Source organism: Streptomyces sp. NPDC107522, from assembly GCF_055657525.1.
In genome coordinates this window covers 524,501-540,102 of record NZ_JBVKAU010000004.1, presented here as the reverse complement: position 1 = coordinate 540,102, position 15,602 = coordinate 524,501, and the positions used below count along the sequence as shown (strand labels likewise).

12 protein-coding genes are annotated in these 15,602 nt (G+C 70.3%); 4 read left to right on the top strand and 8 right to left on the bottom strand.

The window, feature by feature from the left end:
• Nucleotides 1–31 precede the first annotated feature (31 nt).
• The 4 genes from ACZ7L6_RS16500 to ACZ7L6_RS16485 all read right to left on the bottom strand — a co-directional run bounded on the left by ACZ7L6_RS16500 (nucleotide 32) and on the right by ACZ7L6_RS16485 (nucleotide 5,026).
• A complete protein-coding gene (locus ACZ7L6_RS16500) occupies nucleotides 32–3,154 on the bottom strand; it encodes an FG-GAP repeat domain-containing protein (RefSeq protein ID WP_471924334.1) in 3,123 nt (1,040 codons plus the stop codon).
• A 154-nt stretch (nucleotides 3,155–3,308) separates the two neighbouring features.
• Entirely contained in the window at nucleotides 3,309–3,986 is a 678-nt protein-coding gene (locus tag ACZ7L6_RS16495) for a nucleotidyl transferase AbiEii/AbiGii toxin family protein (protein ID WP_471924332.1), read from the bottom strand.
• Between the two features lie 67 nt (nucleotides 3,987–4,053).
• On the bottom strand, nucleotides 4,054–4,419 hold the full coding sequence (locus ACZ7L6_RS16490) for a PH domain-containing protein (RefSeq protein ID WP_369170746.1): 366 nt from the start codon (nucleotides 4,417–4,419) through the stop codon (nucleotides 4,054–4,056).
• 130 nt (nucleotides 4,420–4,549) lie between these two features.
• Nucleotides 4,550–5,026, bottom strand: coding sequence for a hypothetical protein (locus tag ACZ7L6_RS16485; RefSeq protein ID WP_471924329.1), 477 nt, complete (start codon nucleotides 5,024–5,026; stop codon nucleotides 4,550–4,552).
• Between the two features lie 204 nt (nucleotides 5,027–5,230).
• Between ACZ7L6_RS16485 and ACZ7L6_RS16480 the strand changes: the two genes are divergently transcribed.
• Complete coding sequence (locus tag ACZ7L6_RS16480) at nucleotides 5,231–6,571, top strand: pectate lyase family protein (protein ID WP_471924327.1); 1,341 nt, start codon at nucleotides 5,231–5,233, stop codon at nucleotides 6,569–6,571.
• 64 nt (nucleotides 6,572–6,635) lie between these two features.
• Here the strand turns inward: ACZ7L6_RS16480 and ACZ7L6_RS16475 are convergent, their stop codons facing one another.
• Complete coding sequence (locus tag ACZ7L6_RS16475; RefSeq protein ID WP_471924325.1) at nucleotides 6,636–7,433, bottom strand: hypothetical protein; 798 nt, start codon at nucleotides 7,431–7,433, stop codon at nucleotides 6,636–6,638.
• Between the two features lie 152 nt (nucleotides 7,434–7,585).
• Here ACZ7L6_RS16475 and ACZ7L6_RS16470 point away from each other — a divergent pair, with 152 nt between their 5' ends.
• Nucleotides 7,586–7,933: a DoxX family protein gene (locus tag ACZ7L6_RS16470; protein WP_471924323.1), complete on the top strand. Its 348-nt coding sequence runs from the start codon at nucleotides 7,586–7,588 to the stop codon at nucleotides 7,931–7,933.
• Nucleotides 7,934–7,952: 19 nt separating this feature from the next.
• Here ACZ7L6_RS16470 and metG read toward each other — a convergent pair whose 3' ends face one another.
• Both metG and ACZ7L6_RS16460 read right to left on the bottom strand, forming a co-directional pair.
• Nucleotides 7,953–9,668, bottom strand: coding sequence for a methionine--tRNA ligase (metG, locus tag ACZ7L6_RS16465; RefSeq protein ID WP_471924321.1), 1,716 nt, complete (start codon nucleotides 9,666–9,668; stop codon nucleotides 7,953–7,955).
• A 123-nt stretch (nucleotides 9,669–9,791) separates the two neighbouring features.
• Nucleotides 9,792–11,351, bottom strand: coding sequence for a VWA domain-containing protein (locus ACZ7L6_RS16460; RefSeq protein ID WP_471924319.1), 1,560 nt, complete (start codon nucleotides 11,349–11,351; stop codon nucleotides 9,792–9,794).
• Between the two features lie 286 nt (nucleotides 11,352–11,637).
• Between ACZ7L6_RS16460 and ACZ7L6_RS16455 the strand changes: the two genes are divergently transcribed.
• A complete protein-coding gene (locus ACZ7L6_RS16455; RefSeq protein WP_471924317.1) occupies nucleotides 11,638–13,722 on the top strand; it encodes a PhoX family protein in 2,085 nt (694 codons plus the stop codon).
• 16 nt (nucleotides 13,723–13,738) lie between these two features.
• Here the strand turns inward: ACZ7L6_RS16455 and ACZ7L6_RS16450 are convergent, their stop codons facing one another.
• A complete protein-coding gene (locus ACZ7L6_RS16450; protein ID WP_471924315.1) occupies nucleotides 13,739–14,683 on the bottom strand; it encodes a LysR family transcriptional regulator in 945 nt (314 codons plus the stop codon).
• Nucleotides 14,684–14,855: 172 nt separating this feature from the next.
• On the opposite strand from ACZ7L6_RS16450, the gene snpA reads away from it, so the two are divergent.
• On the top strand, nucleotides 14,856–15,518 hold the full coding sequence (gene snpA / locus ACZ7L6_RS16445) for a snapalysin (RefSeq protein ID WP_471924313.1): 663 nt from the start codon (nucleotides 14,856–14,858) through the stop codon (nucleotides 15,516–15,518).
• Nucleotides 15,519–15,602 lie beyond the last annotated feature (84 nt).

Below are 15,602 nucleotides of genomic sequence, written 5' to 3'. Positions count from 1 at the left end.
ACATCCGCCCCGCGTTCACCGACGTTGGCGCCTACGAAAGGAACTTGTAGCCGCTCCACCCGCTCGCGATCCGCGCCCGCGAGCCGAACGAGCCCTTCCCGTCACCGCTGTTGCGCCACAGGTTGCCGCTGGTGTCGCGGGAGACGAGGTCCGGGCGGCCGTCGTCGGTGATGTCGCCGACGCCGACGACGGCGTTGTAGGAGCCGCCCCAGTCGGCGAACAGCTTCACGCGGGCGGCGAAGGTGCCGTCGCCCTTGCCGTTGTAGCGCCAGAGGGTGTTCGCGGTGTCCTGGGCGAGGAGGTCGGGCCGGCCGTCACCGGTGATGTCGCCGACGCCGACGATCTTCTTGTAGCCCTTCCAGTTGTCGTAGAGCTTCACGCGGGCGGACAGCTTGCCGTCGCTGGTGCCCTTGTAGAGGTAGACCGCTCCGGTGGACGAGTTCCGCGCGATCAGGTCCGGCCGGCCGTCGCCGCTCACGTCGCCGGGCGAGGTGAGGACGTTGTACTGCGTCCAGCCGCTGGTCGCGAGGGTGGTGTACGACGTCGACGGCTTGACCGCCGCCCCGCAGCCCGGCTTGTACAGCCGCAGGGCGCCGCTGCTGTAGCGCACCAGGACGTCGTTGCAGCGGTCGCCGCTCAGGTCGCCGAAGGGGACCGCCTGGATGGACGTGGCCCATCCGGTGCCCGTGTACTTGTCGCTGAACCTGCCCGTCCCCGTGCCGCTGTGGAAGGTCAGCCCGCCCGAGGAGTTGAGGGTGAGCAGGTCGCCGCGGCCGTCCAGGCCGTCGGGGCTGACGAAGTCGCGGCGCACCGCGGCTCCGCGCTGCAGGAAGCCCTTGCCGCTGGTCACCGTGTTCACCGTGGCGGTGCTGAGGCCGGTCGCCTTCAGGGTCCAGGTGAAGTGGCCGTTGGGGAAGTAACCCCCGCTCGCCGTCCTGCCGTTCCAGGTCGCGCTCACCCGGTCCGGGGTCGCCCCGCCGGTGATCGTGCGGGTGACCTTGCCGTTCGCGCCGTCCTGCACCGAGGTGAACGTGAGCGACCAGGAGGTGACCGGGCGGGACAGCACCCAGGTGCCCTCGAAGGACATGCCCGGGGTCACGGAGTCGCTGACCGACGTCTCGAAGGCCGTCACGGCGGACGGGGCGATGCCGGTGGTGGTGACGTGGGTGCGCTCGTAGTCGTCGAACCAGGCGACCAGGCCGGTGTACTCGTCGACCGTCCAGCGGTAACGGCGGTCCGTGGTCAGGCCCTTGTCGGCCAGGTCGGAGGCGATCGTGCGGGTGGTGCCGGTGGCCGCCTCGGTGAGGACCAGGGTGCGGGTGGCGTGGTCGTGGCGGACGGTGAAGCCGTCGCCGAGGAGCACGTCACCGGGGGTGACCGCCCTCGACGTACCGGCCTTGGTGTCGTACACGCCCGCCGAGTCCGTCCCGCAGGCCCAGTACACCCAGCGGCCCGCCGCCTGGAGCTCGCTCGGCGTGCAGGCCAGGCCCGGGACGGTCACCGTGGCGAGCGTCTTCGCCAGCGGGATGCTGTACGAGGTGAGCGTGCCGACGGTGGTGGTGGCGCTCCACAGGGTGGAGCCGTTCAGGGCCGCGGCGCGCACGGACCGCTTCAGCTTCTCGCCGTAGCCGAACTCGCCGACGTACTGCGCCGGGGTGGTGCCGCCGGAGTCGAAGACGGCGTAGTCGTCGGAGACGTCGACGATACGGCCGCCCCGACCGCCGAAGTCCAGGTAGTGGCCGCCGATTTCCTTCAGCCGGTCGTCGCCGAGGCCCTCGCCCTCGTCGGTGCCGCCGCCCGCGTCGAGAAAGACGTCGTGGGCGTCGAGGTTCCCCCACAGCGCCGAGCATGTGGTGCCCTCGTACGGGCAGAGGGCGGCGTAGATCGAGCCGCTCGCCGTGGCCTCGGACGCGGTCAGCTCGGTGGAGCCGTTGGTGGTGAGGGTCCGTACGGACGTGGTGTCCGCGACGGCGTTCGGGTCGTCCTCGGCGACGCGCAGGCTGCCGCGGCTGAGCGCGATGCCCGTCTTGGCCTTCTCCACCGCCGGGGACTGGAGCACCTTCTCCAGCCGCAGCGTGCCGTCCTCGGCCTGGCTCACCCGCTGCACCCACCAGTCGGTGGCGTCGGTGCCGCCGGAGACGAGCGCGCCCCCGCTGCCGGCCGCCAGCGCGTACTCGCCGGCGCTCGCCAGCAGGGTCTGCTGGACCGAGGGGTCGTTTACGCTGACCGCGAGGAGCTTGGAGCCGAGGTCGCTGGAGGACAGCGGGAGCAGCAGCCAGTCGCCGACCAGGACCGGGTCGCCGTCGAGCGCACCCGGGTGGGCGGGCAGCGTGACGACCTGCTCGGCGGCGGTGAGGTCGGTGCGGGACTTCAGGTGCAGCTCGGCGGTGCCGGCCTGGTACCAGCCGATGCGGTCCTCGCTCATCACGTAGTGCGAGGCGTAGGTGGCGTTGGTGAACACGCTGGTGTTCACGGCCGAGGCGATGTCGATGTAGTGGAGCGAGCCGTAGGTGCTGTTCTTCACGAACACACCGGCGGAGTCCGCGGCGAGCACGTCCTCGCTTCCCACGCTCGTCGCGTCACCGGTGACCTTGCGGGTGCGCCACTCGCCGTCGACCTTGTCGATCAGGGAGTTGGTGGTGACGACCGTGTCACCGGCCAGCGCCCGGTAGTAGCCCTGGCCGTACTGGACGGAGCCGTTCCAGCTCACCTTCCTGGACGTGGCCGTCGCCGGGTCCCAGAGGGTGGCGTACGCGTCGCCGGCCGTGGTCGGCAGGGCGACCAGGTCGCTGTCCGAGCCGTACCAGGCCGTACGGCACTCGGAGCCGATGGACGTGCAGCCGGTGCCCGGGGTGTAGACGCCGGTGGCGTTCTCCACGGTCACGGTCCTGCCGGTCGCGTAGTCGGTCCACAGCAGCCCGGTCCTGCCGGTCTGCCGGTGCAGGAAGCCGCTGTCGCCCGCGACGTACGGGCGGTCGGTTCGTGGTGTGGCGGAGCTGGGGGCGACCAGTGTGATCGCGGTGGTCCCGGCTTCGGCCGCTTCCGCGGAGCCGCCGCCCTCCGACAGGACGACGACGGACGCGGTCGCGACGGCGACCGCGAGCGAAGAGACGGCGACGGCGAGACCGCCCCGTCTCAGGGCGTGTCTGCCCACGTGATGTTTCCCTCCCCTACGAGGGCCCGTGCCCTCGCACAAGTGGCCGGATCTTATCAGGGGGTCGGGAGTGCGCAGCGGCGGTGTTCACGCAGGTGAAGGGGGCTCAGGACGGGAACCTGCGAGGGGCCGGGGCGGTGGCCGTGGCCGGGTATCACTCGTCCGCCGGCGGGCTGAGCGCCTCCTCCTCCAGCAGCCGCTCCGCGATGTCGTCCGCCCACGCGCGAACCCACCGGCGGAACACCGGCACCGACTCCTCGTCGAGGCCGAGGGCGGTGAACTCCCGGTCGTCCAACAGCTCCGTGGCCTCCAGCCGGGACTGGAGGTCCGCCAGGCCGAGCTCGTCCCAGGCGTGGCGCCGGCCCAGTTCCTCCAGGTCGGGGTAGCTCCAGTGGGCCGCGGCCACATAGACGTCGACGACATCGCGCGCGGCGCCGCGGTCGGTCACGGCGCGGACCTTCGTGCCGATCAGGTCCTCCAGGGAGAGGGCCGGGCCGAGGTCGGTCATCACCACTGGGCGCCAGAGGGTTTCCTTCAGCAGGTCGACCGTACGTTCCTCACCCGTGTCGGGGTCCGTGACGAGCAGGCGGGAGGCGAGCGGGTCGGTCTCCAGGGGGCGTACCTGCCAGCCCCGCTCCGTCAGGCCGTGCCGGACCATCGCCGCGATCTGGTCCATGGGCTCGGAGTTCTCGGTCGCCACCTCCACCGACGCAACGCGCCGTGCGGTCAGGCCGTGCGCCTGGATCGCGCGGTCGCCGGCCAGCACGAGGGGGTAGCGGGCGCCGACGGTGAGGACGTCGGTCAGCAGGTCGTGGTGCGGGAGCGGCGGCATGGTGGCCCCGATTATCGCGTCCGTACCCGGATCGGCTCGGTGCCAACATGCCGCCGTACAGGTGTGGCTACTTGGCCACGAACTGCGTGAGGATCGCCTGTACCTCGTAGATGTCCACGCCCTTGGTGAACGTCTTCTCGATCGGCGTCGGCGTCCCCGACACCCAGATCTTCAGCTCGGCGTCCAGGTCGAAGGTGCCGGCCGTCTCCACCGCGAAGTGCGTGATGCTGCGGTAGGGGATGGAGTGGTACTCCACCTTCTTGCCGGTGATGCCCTGCTTGTCGACCAGGATCAGACGGCGGTCGGTGAACAGGATGGTGTCGCGTATCAGCAGGTACGCGGCGTGCACCTGCTCACCGTGGCCCAGCAGGCGCGCATAGTCCTGCTGCGCCTGTCCCTGGTCGATGGTGTGCGCGTTCCCGAACAGTGCCATGGATGGATCCCCCCACGCATTGGCTTGGATGTCTGGTCATGTCCCAGTAAGTCACTGGCTTCACATGATCTTCGCAATGTATAGCGCCTTGGGGGTGGACCCGCATAGGGGTGTAGGGCAGCGCGATGGATCAGGTGTCGTACGAACCGTCCCACGGTGCGCCGAAGCCGAGGTGGTCCGGGTAGAGCTCGGCCCAGGGCTCGCCGTCGTCCTCTCCGGTCACCAGCCCGAACAGCACGCCGTCGACCGTGAGTTGGAAGGGGCGGATCGCGATGTCCGTGTATGTGCGCCGGGGCAGGCTGCGCAGCAGCGTCGCCAGGTGGGCGCGGGCCCGGGCCAGGACCGAGTCGGGGCCGTGCGGGGCGCGTTGCTGCTCGGCCCAGGTGCCCGCGCACCAGATCTCCGAGTCGCGGTAGCGGCCCTCGGCGTCGAAGGTGTGCAGGACCGAGTACAGGCGTTTGTGCTCTTCCCAGCCGTGGTCGAGGCGGAAGCCCTTGGGGAAGCCGTAGGTGACCGACCCCATGAACTGCCCGTCCGCATACAGACCGATCGCCTCGGTACGGCCGCGCGGCTCGTAGGCGATCGGGATGACCTCAGGGACTGCCATGGCGGAACCATACGGAGGTGTCGGGGGCATGGTGGCGTCGGGGCGCCCCTAAAACCAGCCAGCGGACCAATTTCCGCCGCACTCCCACGACTTGATCACTGATCCGTCGAAAACTCCACGGCAACCTTTCCGATCTCCACGACCACAGACGAGTCGCAAGCCCCGTTCACGCGGGCCCGCTCCGAAGCACATAAGGACTCATACGTGGCATCCCCTTCCCACCGCCGCTCCCTCCGCAGGCGCCGCACCGTCGTCGTCACCGCCGCCGTGGCGGCCGCCGGCATCGGTGCCGGTGTCTTTGTGATGAACGCGAACGCCGGCGCGGTCGACCTGTACCACCAGTCGCTGCCCGCGAAGGACGGCTGGGCGGCCTCCGGATCCGGTACGACGGGCGGCGCGAAGGCCGACTCCGCGCACACCTTCACCGTCAGCACCCGTGCCCAGCTGGTGAAGGCGCTCGGGTCCGTCTCCGACACCACGCCCCGCATCATCAAGATCAAGGGCACGATCGACGCCAACACCAGCGACGCCGGCAAGAAGCTGACCTGCGCCGACTACGCCTCCGGCACCGGCTACTCGCTCTCCGCCTACCTCAAGGCCTACGACCCGGCGACCTACGGCAAGAAGGCACCGTCCGGCACCCAGGAGAACGCCCGCAAGGCGGCCGCGGACAAGCAGAAGAAGAACATCGTCTTCCGGGTCCCCGCCAACACCACCGTCGTGGGCGTCCCGGGCACGAACGCCGGCATCAAGGGCGGCAGCCTCCAGGTGCAGAACGTCAAGAACGTCATCGTCCGCAACCTGACCTTCTCGGCGACGGAGGACTGCTTCCCGCAGTGGGACCCGACGGACGGCTCGTCCGGCGAGTGGAACTCCAACTACGACGCCGTCACCCTGCGCGGCGCGACGAACGTCTGGTCCGACCACAACACGTTCACCGACACCCCGAACTTCGACAAGTCGCTGACGACGTACTTCGGGCGCAAGTACCAGATCCACGACGGCGCCCTCGACATCACAGGCGGCTCCGACCTGGTGACGGTCGAGCGGAACGTCTTCGACAGCCACGACAAGACGATGCTGATCGGCAGCAGCGACAGCGACAGCACCGGCAAGCTGCGGGTCACCATCCACCACAACGTGTGGAAGGGCATCGTCCAGCGCGCCCCGCTGGCCCGCATCGGCCAGATCCACCTCTACAACAACGTCTACGACACGACGACGCTCAACGGCTATGCCCCGAAGTACAGCATCGACTCCCGCGCGGGGGCCCAGGTCGTCGCCGAGCACAACGCCTGGAAGCTGCCCTCCGGCGCCAAGGTCGCCAAGCTGCTGAGCGGCGACGGCACCGGCTCGATCGCCGGCGGCGGCAACCTCGTCAACGGCACGGCCACCGACATCGTGGCCGCCTACAACGCCGCGAGCTCGAAGAAGATCAAGACGACGGTGAACTGGAAGCCGACGCTGACGGCGGGTCTCCAGACGTCGGCGAAGAGCCTGGTGACCGAACTGGCGACGACGGCCGGCGCCGGGGTGCTGTCCTGACGCGGGGCGTACGGCGGTGAGAGGAGCACCCGGGGCAAGGGGAGCCCCGGGCGCTCCGTGCCGGTCAGCCGCGGCGGCGCCACCAGCGGCGGGGGCGTTCGGCGGGTGCGGGTGCGGAAGGGGTCGGCGCGGTGGTGTCGAGCGCCTCTCGGACGGACTCCCGGATGTGGTCGAACCTGGCCACGGGATGGTGGCCGAAGCCGTGGTCGTCGGCCGGGAGGATCACGCCCGCGCAGACCAGTTTGAAGCTGTCTCCCCGCTGGGAGAGGCTCAGGAAGACCGGGGCGCCCACGAAGCCCTCGGGGAGTTCGCCGCCCCAGCGGACGGTGCCGTCCGCGGCGCGGGCAAGGGCGCCGACCGCGACCGCCTGGTGCCGTTCCCCGTTCTCGCCCACGTCGTGACCCAGGGCGTACGCCGGCAGCGGGTCGCCGCCGATGCGGATGATGTCCTGCGTGCGGGCCGCGATGCCGTCGGTTATCTCGTCGGTGGTCCAGCGCCAGCCCTTGCGCTCGGCGTACGTGTGCAGACCGGCGGCGGGCTGTACGGCCACGCCGAGGCCGTCGAGGTGGGTCCAGCCGTCGGCGAAGTCCATCATCATGAGCTTCTCGGCCGTGGGGGCCGGATCGCCCAGCTGGGGGCGGAGCGTCACCTCGGCGAGGTCCATGCGGGCCGGCTCGGCGGCCGTGACCAGGTACTGCCGGACCAGGTCGGTGTCGCCGTCGTGGCCCACCAGGTCGTTGAACCAGAACGCCGTCGCGTACGGCCCCGGGTGGTGGGCGCGCTGGAAGGGCAGGGTCGCGCGGGCGGCATGGCCCAGGATCGCGTCGACGGTGGCCTGTTCGAGGCTCGGCAGTTCGGACATGAGCAGGGAGCCTAATCGGCCGAACGATCTCTGCCTCCACAGATTCTTCGGATCTCCGTCACAGTTCCGGCAGCCCCGGCGTCAGGGAGGCAGTGGACCCGCCGCACGGCACCCGCCATGCGGTACCGACCGCAGCTGACCAGGAGATCCTCATGCAGACCGCGTATGTCGTCGTCACCGTCGTCGCCGCCCTGATGGCCGGTTTCTCCGGAACCGTCCTGCTCCTGCGCGCCCAGTGGATCGTGCAGGCGCTCCAGGAGTACGGAGTGCCCCGGTCGTGGTGGACCTGGCTGGGGCTGGCGAAGGCCGCCGGGGCCGTGGGGCTGGTGGCCGGGCTGTTCGTACCGGTGATCGGGGTGCTGGCCGGGGTGGGGCTGGTGCTCTACTTCCTCGGGGCGGCCGTGACCGTGGCCAGGGCCCGCTGGTACGCGCACATTCCGTTCCCACTGGTCTACGCGGCACCGGTCGTCGCTGCCCTGGCCCTCGCGTACGCGAGCTGATCGGCGGAGTTGGCTCGGGTTACGCCGCTTCGCCGCCGAAGCGCTCCTTGTACGTCTCCAGGTCCTCGTCCGTGAGCTTGGCGAAGAGGACCGGCGGGACGGTGAAGGGGGTGCCGGCGGGGAGGGACGTGAGGGACTTGGCCTCGTCCGGGGTGACCCAGGTGGCGGTGTCGTCCTTCAGGGAGAACGCCTGGCGCATCGCGGCCGACGTGGTCGGGATGAACGGCTCCGAGACCACCGCGTACAGGTGGATCAGGTTCATCGCCGTGCGCAGGGTCAGCGCCGCGCCGTCCTTGTCGGTCTTGATCTCCAGCCAGGGGGCCTTCTCCTCCAGGTAGGAGTTGCCAGCCGACCACAGTGCGCGCAGGGCCGCCGCCGCCTTGCGGAACTGGAGGGCCTCCATGTGCGACTCGTACTCGGCGAGCAGCTCCGCGATCTGCTCGCCGAGCTTCGCCTCCGCCTCGCCGGGCTCGCCGCCCGCGGGGACCTCCTCGCCGAAGCGCTTCTTGGAGAAGGACAGGACGCGGTTGACGAAGTTGCCGAGGGTGTCGGCGAGGTCCTTGTTGACCGTGGCGGTGAAGTGCTCCCAGGTGAAGGACGAGTCGTCCGACTCGGGGGCGTTGGCGATCAGGAAGTAGCGCCAGTAGTCCGCCGGGAGGATCTCCAGGGCCTGGTCGGTGAAGACGCCGCGCTTCTGGGACGTGGAGAACTTTCCGCCGTAGTACGTCAGCCAGTTGAAGGCCTTGACGAAGTCGACCTTCTTCCACGGCTCGCGGATGCCGAGTTCGGTGGCCGGGAACATGACGGTGTGGAAGGGGACGTTGTCCTTCGCCATGAACTGCGTGTAGCGGACCTCGTCGTCGACGTCGTACCACCACGACTTCCAGTCGCGGTTCTCCGGGTCCTGGTCCGACCACTCCTTCGTCGAGCCGAGGTACTCGATCGGCGCGTCGAACCAGACGTAGAAGACCTTGCCCTCGGCCGCCAGCTCCGGCCACGTGTCCGCCGGGACGGGGACGCCCCAGTCCAGGTCACGGGTGATCGCGCGGTCGTGCAGGCCCTCGGTCAGCCACTTGTGGGCGATGGAGGACGCCAGGTGCGGCCATACGCCGTCGTGGCGGGCCACCCACTCCATGACGTCGCGCTGGAGCTTGGACTGGAGGAGGAAGAGGTGCTTGGTCTCGCGGACCTCCAGGTCGGTGGAGCCGGAGATCGCCGAGCGCGGGTTGATCAGGTCGGTCGGGTCCAGGACGCGGGTGCAGTTCTCGCACTGGTCGCCGCGGGCCTTGTCGTAGCCGCAGTGGGGGCAGGTGCCCTCGACGTAGCGGTCGGGGAGGAAGCGGCCGTCGGTCGGGGAGTAGACCTGGCGGATCGCCCGCTCCTCGATGAAGCCGTTCTCGTGGAGCTTGCGGGCGAAGTGCTGGGTGATCTCGACGTTCTGGGAGCTGGAGCTGCGGCCGAAGTAGTCGAACGCCAGCGCGAAGCCGTCGTAGACCGCCTTCTGGGCGTCGTGTGCCTGGGCGCAGAACTCGTCGACCGGGAGGCCCTGCTCCTTCGCCGCCAGTTCGGCCGGGGTGCCGTGCTCGTCCGTCGCGCAGATGTAGAGGACGTCGTGGCCGCGCTGGCGGAGGTACCGGGAGTACACGTCCGCCGGGAGCATGGACCCCACCATGTTGCCCAGGTGCTTGATTCCGTTGATGTACGGAAGGGCGCTGGTGATGAGGTGTCGAGCCATCGCGGGCTGCTCCCAGGTCGGGGTTGTTTTACGAACCTCGAAATGGTAGCCGACATGGGTGGGCCGCCCGCTTCCCGTTTTGCGGGGTGAGAAGGGGCGGCCCTGGGTGATCTCGTGGGGAGGCTACGGGCGCCAGTCGATCAGTACGCCGTCGTAGAGCTCCGCGTCCGTGAGCTCGAGGGGGGTCGGGCCCGCGTGGAAGAAGGCCGTGTTGTCGGTCTTCAGTTTGCGGAGGTAGTCGAAGGCCTTGTTGTCGTGCTCGCCGAACGCGACGAAGGAGAAGAACACCGAGGGGTGGGACTTCGCGGCGTCGGTGAGGGCCTGGGTGGCCGGGGTCTTGGCGTCGGGGGCGCCGTCGGTCTGGAAGACGACGAGGGCGGGGGTGCCGGGGGCTTTGGGGGTCACGTTCTTGTCGTAGTGGGCGAGGACGGCTTCCACGGCGGCGTGGTAGCTGGTCCGGCCCATGCGGCCGAGGCCCGCGTGAGCGGAGTCGACGGCGTTCTCGGGGGAGGTCGGGGTGAGGTCGGTGGTGCCGTCGACCTCGGTGGAGAAGAAGACGACGTGGACGGAGGTGTTCGGGGCGTCGGGGTCCAGGTGCTCGGCGAGGGCGAGGGTCTGGTCGGCGAGGGCCTGGGCGGAGCCGTCCTTGTAGTACGGGCGCATGCTCGCGGAGCGGTCGAGGACGAGGTAGACCTTGGCGCGGGTGGTGGTGAGGCCGGCCTTGGCGAGGGCGGTGGCGGGGGCGAGGTTCTGCGGCGCGGGGGTGTTGGGCGCCGGTTCAACGGCCTCGGCTTCGCCTTCGGCCTTCGGGTTCCCACCCGCACCACCGGTGCTGCTTTCGTCGTCGGCTGCGAGTGGCCCTTGTGGGGTCTCCTCGCCGTCGGCGGCCGCGGGTGCGTCCTGCGGCTGCGGCTCGGGGGCCGGTTCCGGCGCGACCTCGGCGACCGGCTCCGCGGCGGGCTCCTCGGCCGGGCTCTCCGCGACGGGCTCCGCCGCGACGGGCTCCTCGGCGGCCGGCGTCTCCGCCACGGCCTCCTCAGTCACCGGCTCCTCGGCGGCCGGGGTCTCCGCGACCGGCTCCTCGACGACCGGCTCTTCGACCACCGGCGTCTCCGCGACGGGCTCTGCCGCAGCGGGCTCCTCGGCGGCCGGCGTCTCCGCCACGGCCTCCTCAGTCACCGGCTCCTCGGCGACCGGCTCCTCGACGACCGGCTCTTCGACCACCGGCGTCTCCGCGACGGGCTCCGCCGCCACGGCCTCCTCGGCCACCGGCGCCTCAGCCGCGCGCTCCTCGGCGGCCGGGGTCTCCGCGGCGGGCTCTGCCGCGACGGGCTCCTCGGCGGTCGGCGTCTCCGCCACCGCCTGCTCCGTCGTCGGCGTCTCCGGCTCGCCCGTCTCCACCGGCTTCGCCGGCTTCGCCGGCTTCGGGACCGTGACGTTGTTGAAGGCGGCCGAGACCAGATCGTGCTCTGCCCGGTCCGAGTCCTCCGGTGTGGTCGGTTCCGAGACGCGGGGTTCCGGGACCTGGGCGGTGGGCGTCGGCTGGGGTTCCGGGGACGGGGAAGGGACCGTCGGCTGAGGGGTCTGCTGCGGTTCCGGCGAAGGAGTCGCACCCTCTGCTTCGGCGGTACGCCCCTTGCGTGACCGGCCGAACGCGTTCCGCAGGAGAGTGAGAATGCCCATGTGCGCAACCCTTCGCGTGAGTTGATGCCCGTCGATCCCTGGCCAGGACGGACACGTAAGGTTAGCGGCCCGCGGTGGCGATCTTGGGGAGGGGCGGGCACAACGGCCCAGCTCCGTCAAGGGCGCATCGCGTCGAGTCCGGGCTACGCATCGATCCCCGTGCCAACTCCCGTACATCCACCTCTGGTTCACTCGCCGTTCATTCGGTGGCCCCGCTCCCGCACAGACGTGCCCCTACCGTCCCCCACGCTGCACTCAAGGGGAAGCAAGGGGAGAACGAGACATCATGCGCATACCGCTGCCCATCATCAGAACCAACAGTGACTCGCACCCCGGTGGGCGGTCTGCCCTGACTTGCCGGTTCCGGTGTGGTGACGCCTGTTTCCACGAGGTGCCCAACACCTCCACGAACCCGTACGTCGGTGACGTCATCGCCGACGCCCTCAGCCGCCGTACGACGCTGCGCGCCGCCGCGGTCGTCAGCGCGGCCGCCGCCGTGGGCGCCACCGCGACCGTCGCCGCGCCGAAGGCCGACGCCGCCGAGGCAGCCGCCGGGGCGGCCCCGACCGAGCGGACCGGCACCTTCGGCCGCGGTGCGCGCGGTCTGCGCTTCAACCCCGTCGCGCCGAACACCGCCGACGCAGTGACCGTTGCGGACGGATACGCGCAGAACATCGTCATCCGCTGGGGCGAGCCCATCCTGCGCGGCGCCCCCGCCTTCGACCCGGACAACCAGACCGGGGAGTCGCAGTCCCAGCAGTTCGGGTACAACAACGACTTCCTCGCCCTGCTCCCGCTGCCCGGCGAGCGGAACCGGCAGATCCTCGTCGCCAACCATGAGTACACCGACGAGGTGCTCATGTTCCGCGGGTACGACGCCGCCAACCCGACCAGGCAGCAGGTCGAGGTCGCGTGGGCCGCCCACGGGCTCTCCGCCGTCGTGGTGGAGGGGGACCGCAGGAGTGGGAAGCTGACCGCCGTGCCTCGGCATCCGCTCAACCGGCGCGTCACCGCCACCACCGAGTTCAAGGTCACCGGGCCCGCCGCCGGCTCCGACCTGCTGAAGACCTCCGCCGACCCGACCGGCACCAAGGTCCTGGGGACGCTCAACAACTGCTCCGGTGGCGTCACCCCCTGGGGTACCACGCTGCATGGTGAAGAGAACTTCAACCAGTACTTCGCCAACGCCACCCGCGCCACCGACAAGCGGTACGGCCTGGGGACGGGGGCGAGCGAGCGCAAGTGGGAGCGGTTCGACAAGCGGTTCGACGTCGCCCAGGAGCCGAACGAGCCGCACCGCTTCGGGTACGTCGTCGAGCTCGACCCGTACGACCCCACCTCCACGCCGCGCAAGCACACCGCCATCGGGCGCTTCAAGCACGAGGGCGCGACCGTGCGGCTGACCGACGACGGCCGGCCCGTCGTCTACTCCGGTGACGACGAGCGCTTCGACTACTTCTACAAGTTCGTCAGCAGCAAGCGGATGAAGAAGGGGACGTCGCGGGCTGTGCGGGAGCACAATCTCTCGCTGCTCGACGAGGGGACGCTGTACGTCGCCAAGCTCACCGGTGACTCCCCTGCCATCGAGATCGACGGCACCGGCAAGCTGCCCGCCGACGGCGAGTTCGACGGCAGCGGCGAGTGGATCCCGCTGGCCACCGCCACCGCCGACGGCGCCGTCTCGCACGTCGAGGGGATGACCGCCGAGGAGGTGTTCGTCTTCACCCGTCTCGCCGGGGACAAGGTCGGCGCCACCAAGATGGACCGGCCCGAGGACATCGAGCCGAACCCGCACACCGGCAAGGTGTACGTCGCCCTCACCAACAACACCAACCGCGGCAAGACCGGCTTCGCCCCCGCCGACGAGGCCAACCCGCGCAACAGCAACAAGCACGGCCAGGTCCTGGAGCTGACCGAGCGCTGGAACCGGGCCGACAGCAAGAAGTTCGCCTGGACGCTGTTCCTGGTGGCCGGTGACCCGAACGACCCGGCCACCTACTTCGCCGGGTTCCCGAAGGAGGACGTCTCCCCGATCTCCTGCCCGGACAACGTCGCCTTCGACTCGTACGGCAACCTGTGGATCTCCACCGACGGCAACCAGCTCGGCTCCCACGACGGCCTCTTCGGCGTCGCTACGCGCGGTGAGCGCCGGGGTGAGCTCAAGCAGTTCCTGACGATGCCGAAGGGCGCGGAGACCTGCGGCCCGGTCATCCAGGACCGCCGCGTGCTCGTCTCCGTGCAGCACCCGGGCGAGATCGACGGCGCGACCGCCGAGAACCCGCTGAGCGCCTGGCCCGAGGGCGCCGGCAAGATCAACCGCCCCGCGGTCGTGGCGGTCTGGCGCAAGGACGGCTGCGACATCGGCGTCTGAGCCCGACAGACACCGGTCACGGGAGTACTGGGACCGGCGGCTGCCGCTCGCCGTCGTGTTCCAGCCACTCCCGGTACGCCGGGGCGTGCCGGGCCGTCTCCCAGTACGCCTCCTCCAGTGCGGGGTAGACGCCGTCCAGTTCCGTCTCCGTACGGGCCGCGAGGAGCAGGCGTACGCCGAGCGGGTCGCCGTGCAGGCGGCGTACGGCCATGGTGGGGCTGTCGGCGTGGGTGGGCTGGCAGACGGTGACCACCTCGCCGGTGGCGACCAGCGCGTCGGCCGTGTAGTAGTCGCCGTGCAGGACATGGGGGTTGACGCCGGCCGCGCGGAACATCCGCTGCACGGCGTCCCACTCGCCGTCGACGGTGGGGTCGACCATCCAGCGGTCGTCGGCCAGGTCACGCAGATGGACCTCGGATTTCGCCGCGGCCGGGTGGTCGGCGGGCAGGGACACGAACTGCGGTTCGCGCTCCATCAGCACGCGCAGGCGGAGTTCCGGCGGGATGCGCAGGGGGCAGCCCTCCACCTCGTGCACGAAGGCCACGTCCAGCTGGCCGTCGGCGACCATGCGCAGCAGGGCGTTCGGGGAGACGTTCATGTGCAGGGTCGGGTCCTGGCCGTCGCCGCGCAGCCGGCGCAGCCAGCCCGCCAGGGCCTTGCTGGCCGTCGAGCCGACGCGCAGCTGCGGTCCGCCCACCGCGGCCGCCCTCGCCTCGGCGACCAGGGCGCGCATGTCGGCCACCAGCGGGCGGGCCCGGCTGAGGACGAGACGGCCGAGCGGGGTGGGACGGCAGCCGGATCTCGCGCGCAGGAACAGCGCGCCGCCCAGCTCCTGCTCGATTCTCCGCAGCTGTGTGCTCAGCGACGGCTGGGCGACGCCCAGTTGGCGGGCGGCACGGTGCAGACTGCCGGTGTCGGCTATGGCGCACAGTGCGCGGAGGTGTCTCACCTCGAGGTCCATGCCCTCGGAGACTAAAGCGGAAGCACAGGTTTCACCAGCCGCACAAATCCTCCCGGATGCCTGCCGATTGGGGCCCTGATAGGGCGGTGCTATCACCGGTTGGCATCATCACAGCCGAGCCACAGGCCCCGACACTCGCCTTGACGACTCACCCCCCACCTAGGAGTCATCAATGCGTACGTCCTTTTCCCTGTCCGCCCGTTCGGCGGTGGCAGTCGGTCTCGGTGTCGCGGCCCTCGGCTTCGGCACGGTCGCTCCGGCGACGGCGGCCCCGGCCGCTGCGCAGGCCGGCTACGTCGCCAAGTCGGCCGAGTCCGACGCCAGTCGGGCCTTCTTCCAGGCCGTCCTGAAGTCGGTCGCCGAGAAGCGTGCCGCGAACCCGAAGGCCGCGGCCGTCACCGTCACCTACGACGCGTCGGCCGCGCCCACGTTCAGCGCGCAGATAGCCCGCAGCACCGAGATATGGAACGGCTCGGTGTCCAACGTCAAGCTCCAGGAGGGCTCCAACGCCGACTTCACCTACCGCGAGGGCAACGATCCGCGCGGGTCGTACGCGTCCACCGACGGGCACGGCAAGGGGTACATCTTCCTCGACTACCAGCAGAACCAGGAGTACGACTCGACTCGCGTCACCGCGCACGAGACGGGGCATGTGCTGGGGCTGCCGGACCATTACGAGGGGCCGTGCAGTGAGCTGATGTCCGGTGGCGGCCCGGGCCCGTCCTGCACGAACTCCATCCCGGACGCGAATGAGCGGGCCAAGGTCGAGCAGCTGTGGGCCAACGGGTTCGCTGCGGCGCTGGACAAGGCTCTGCACAAGGTCAACGCGCGCTAGCCGCGTCAGAAACCACCCCCCACACCCGGCGCGGTCGTCCTCCTGCACAGGGCGGCCGCGCCGACGTGCTGTGGGATTGGTTCG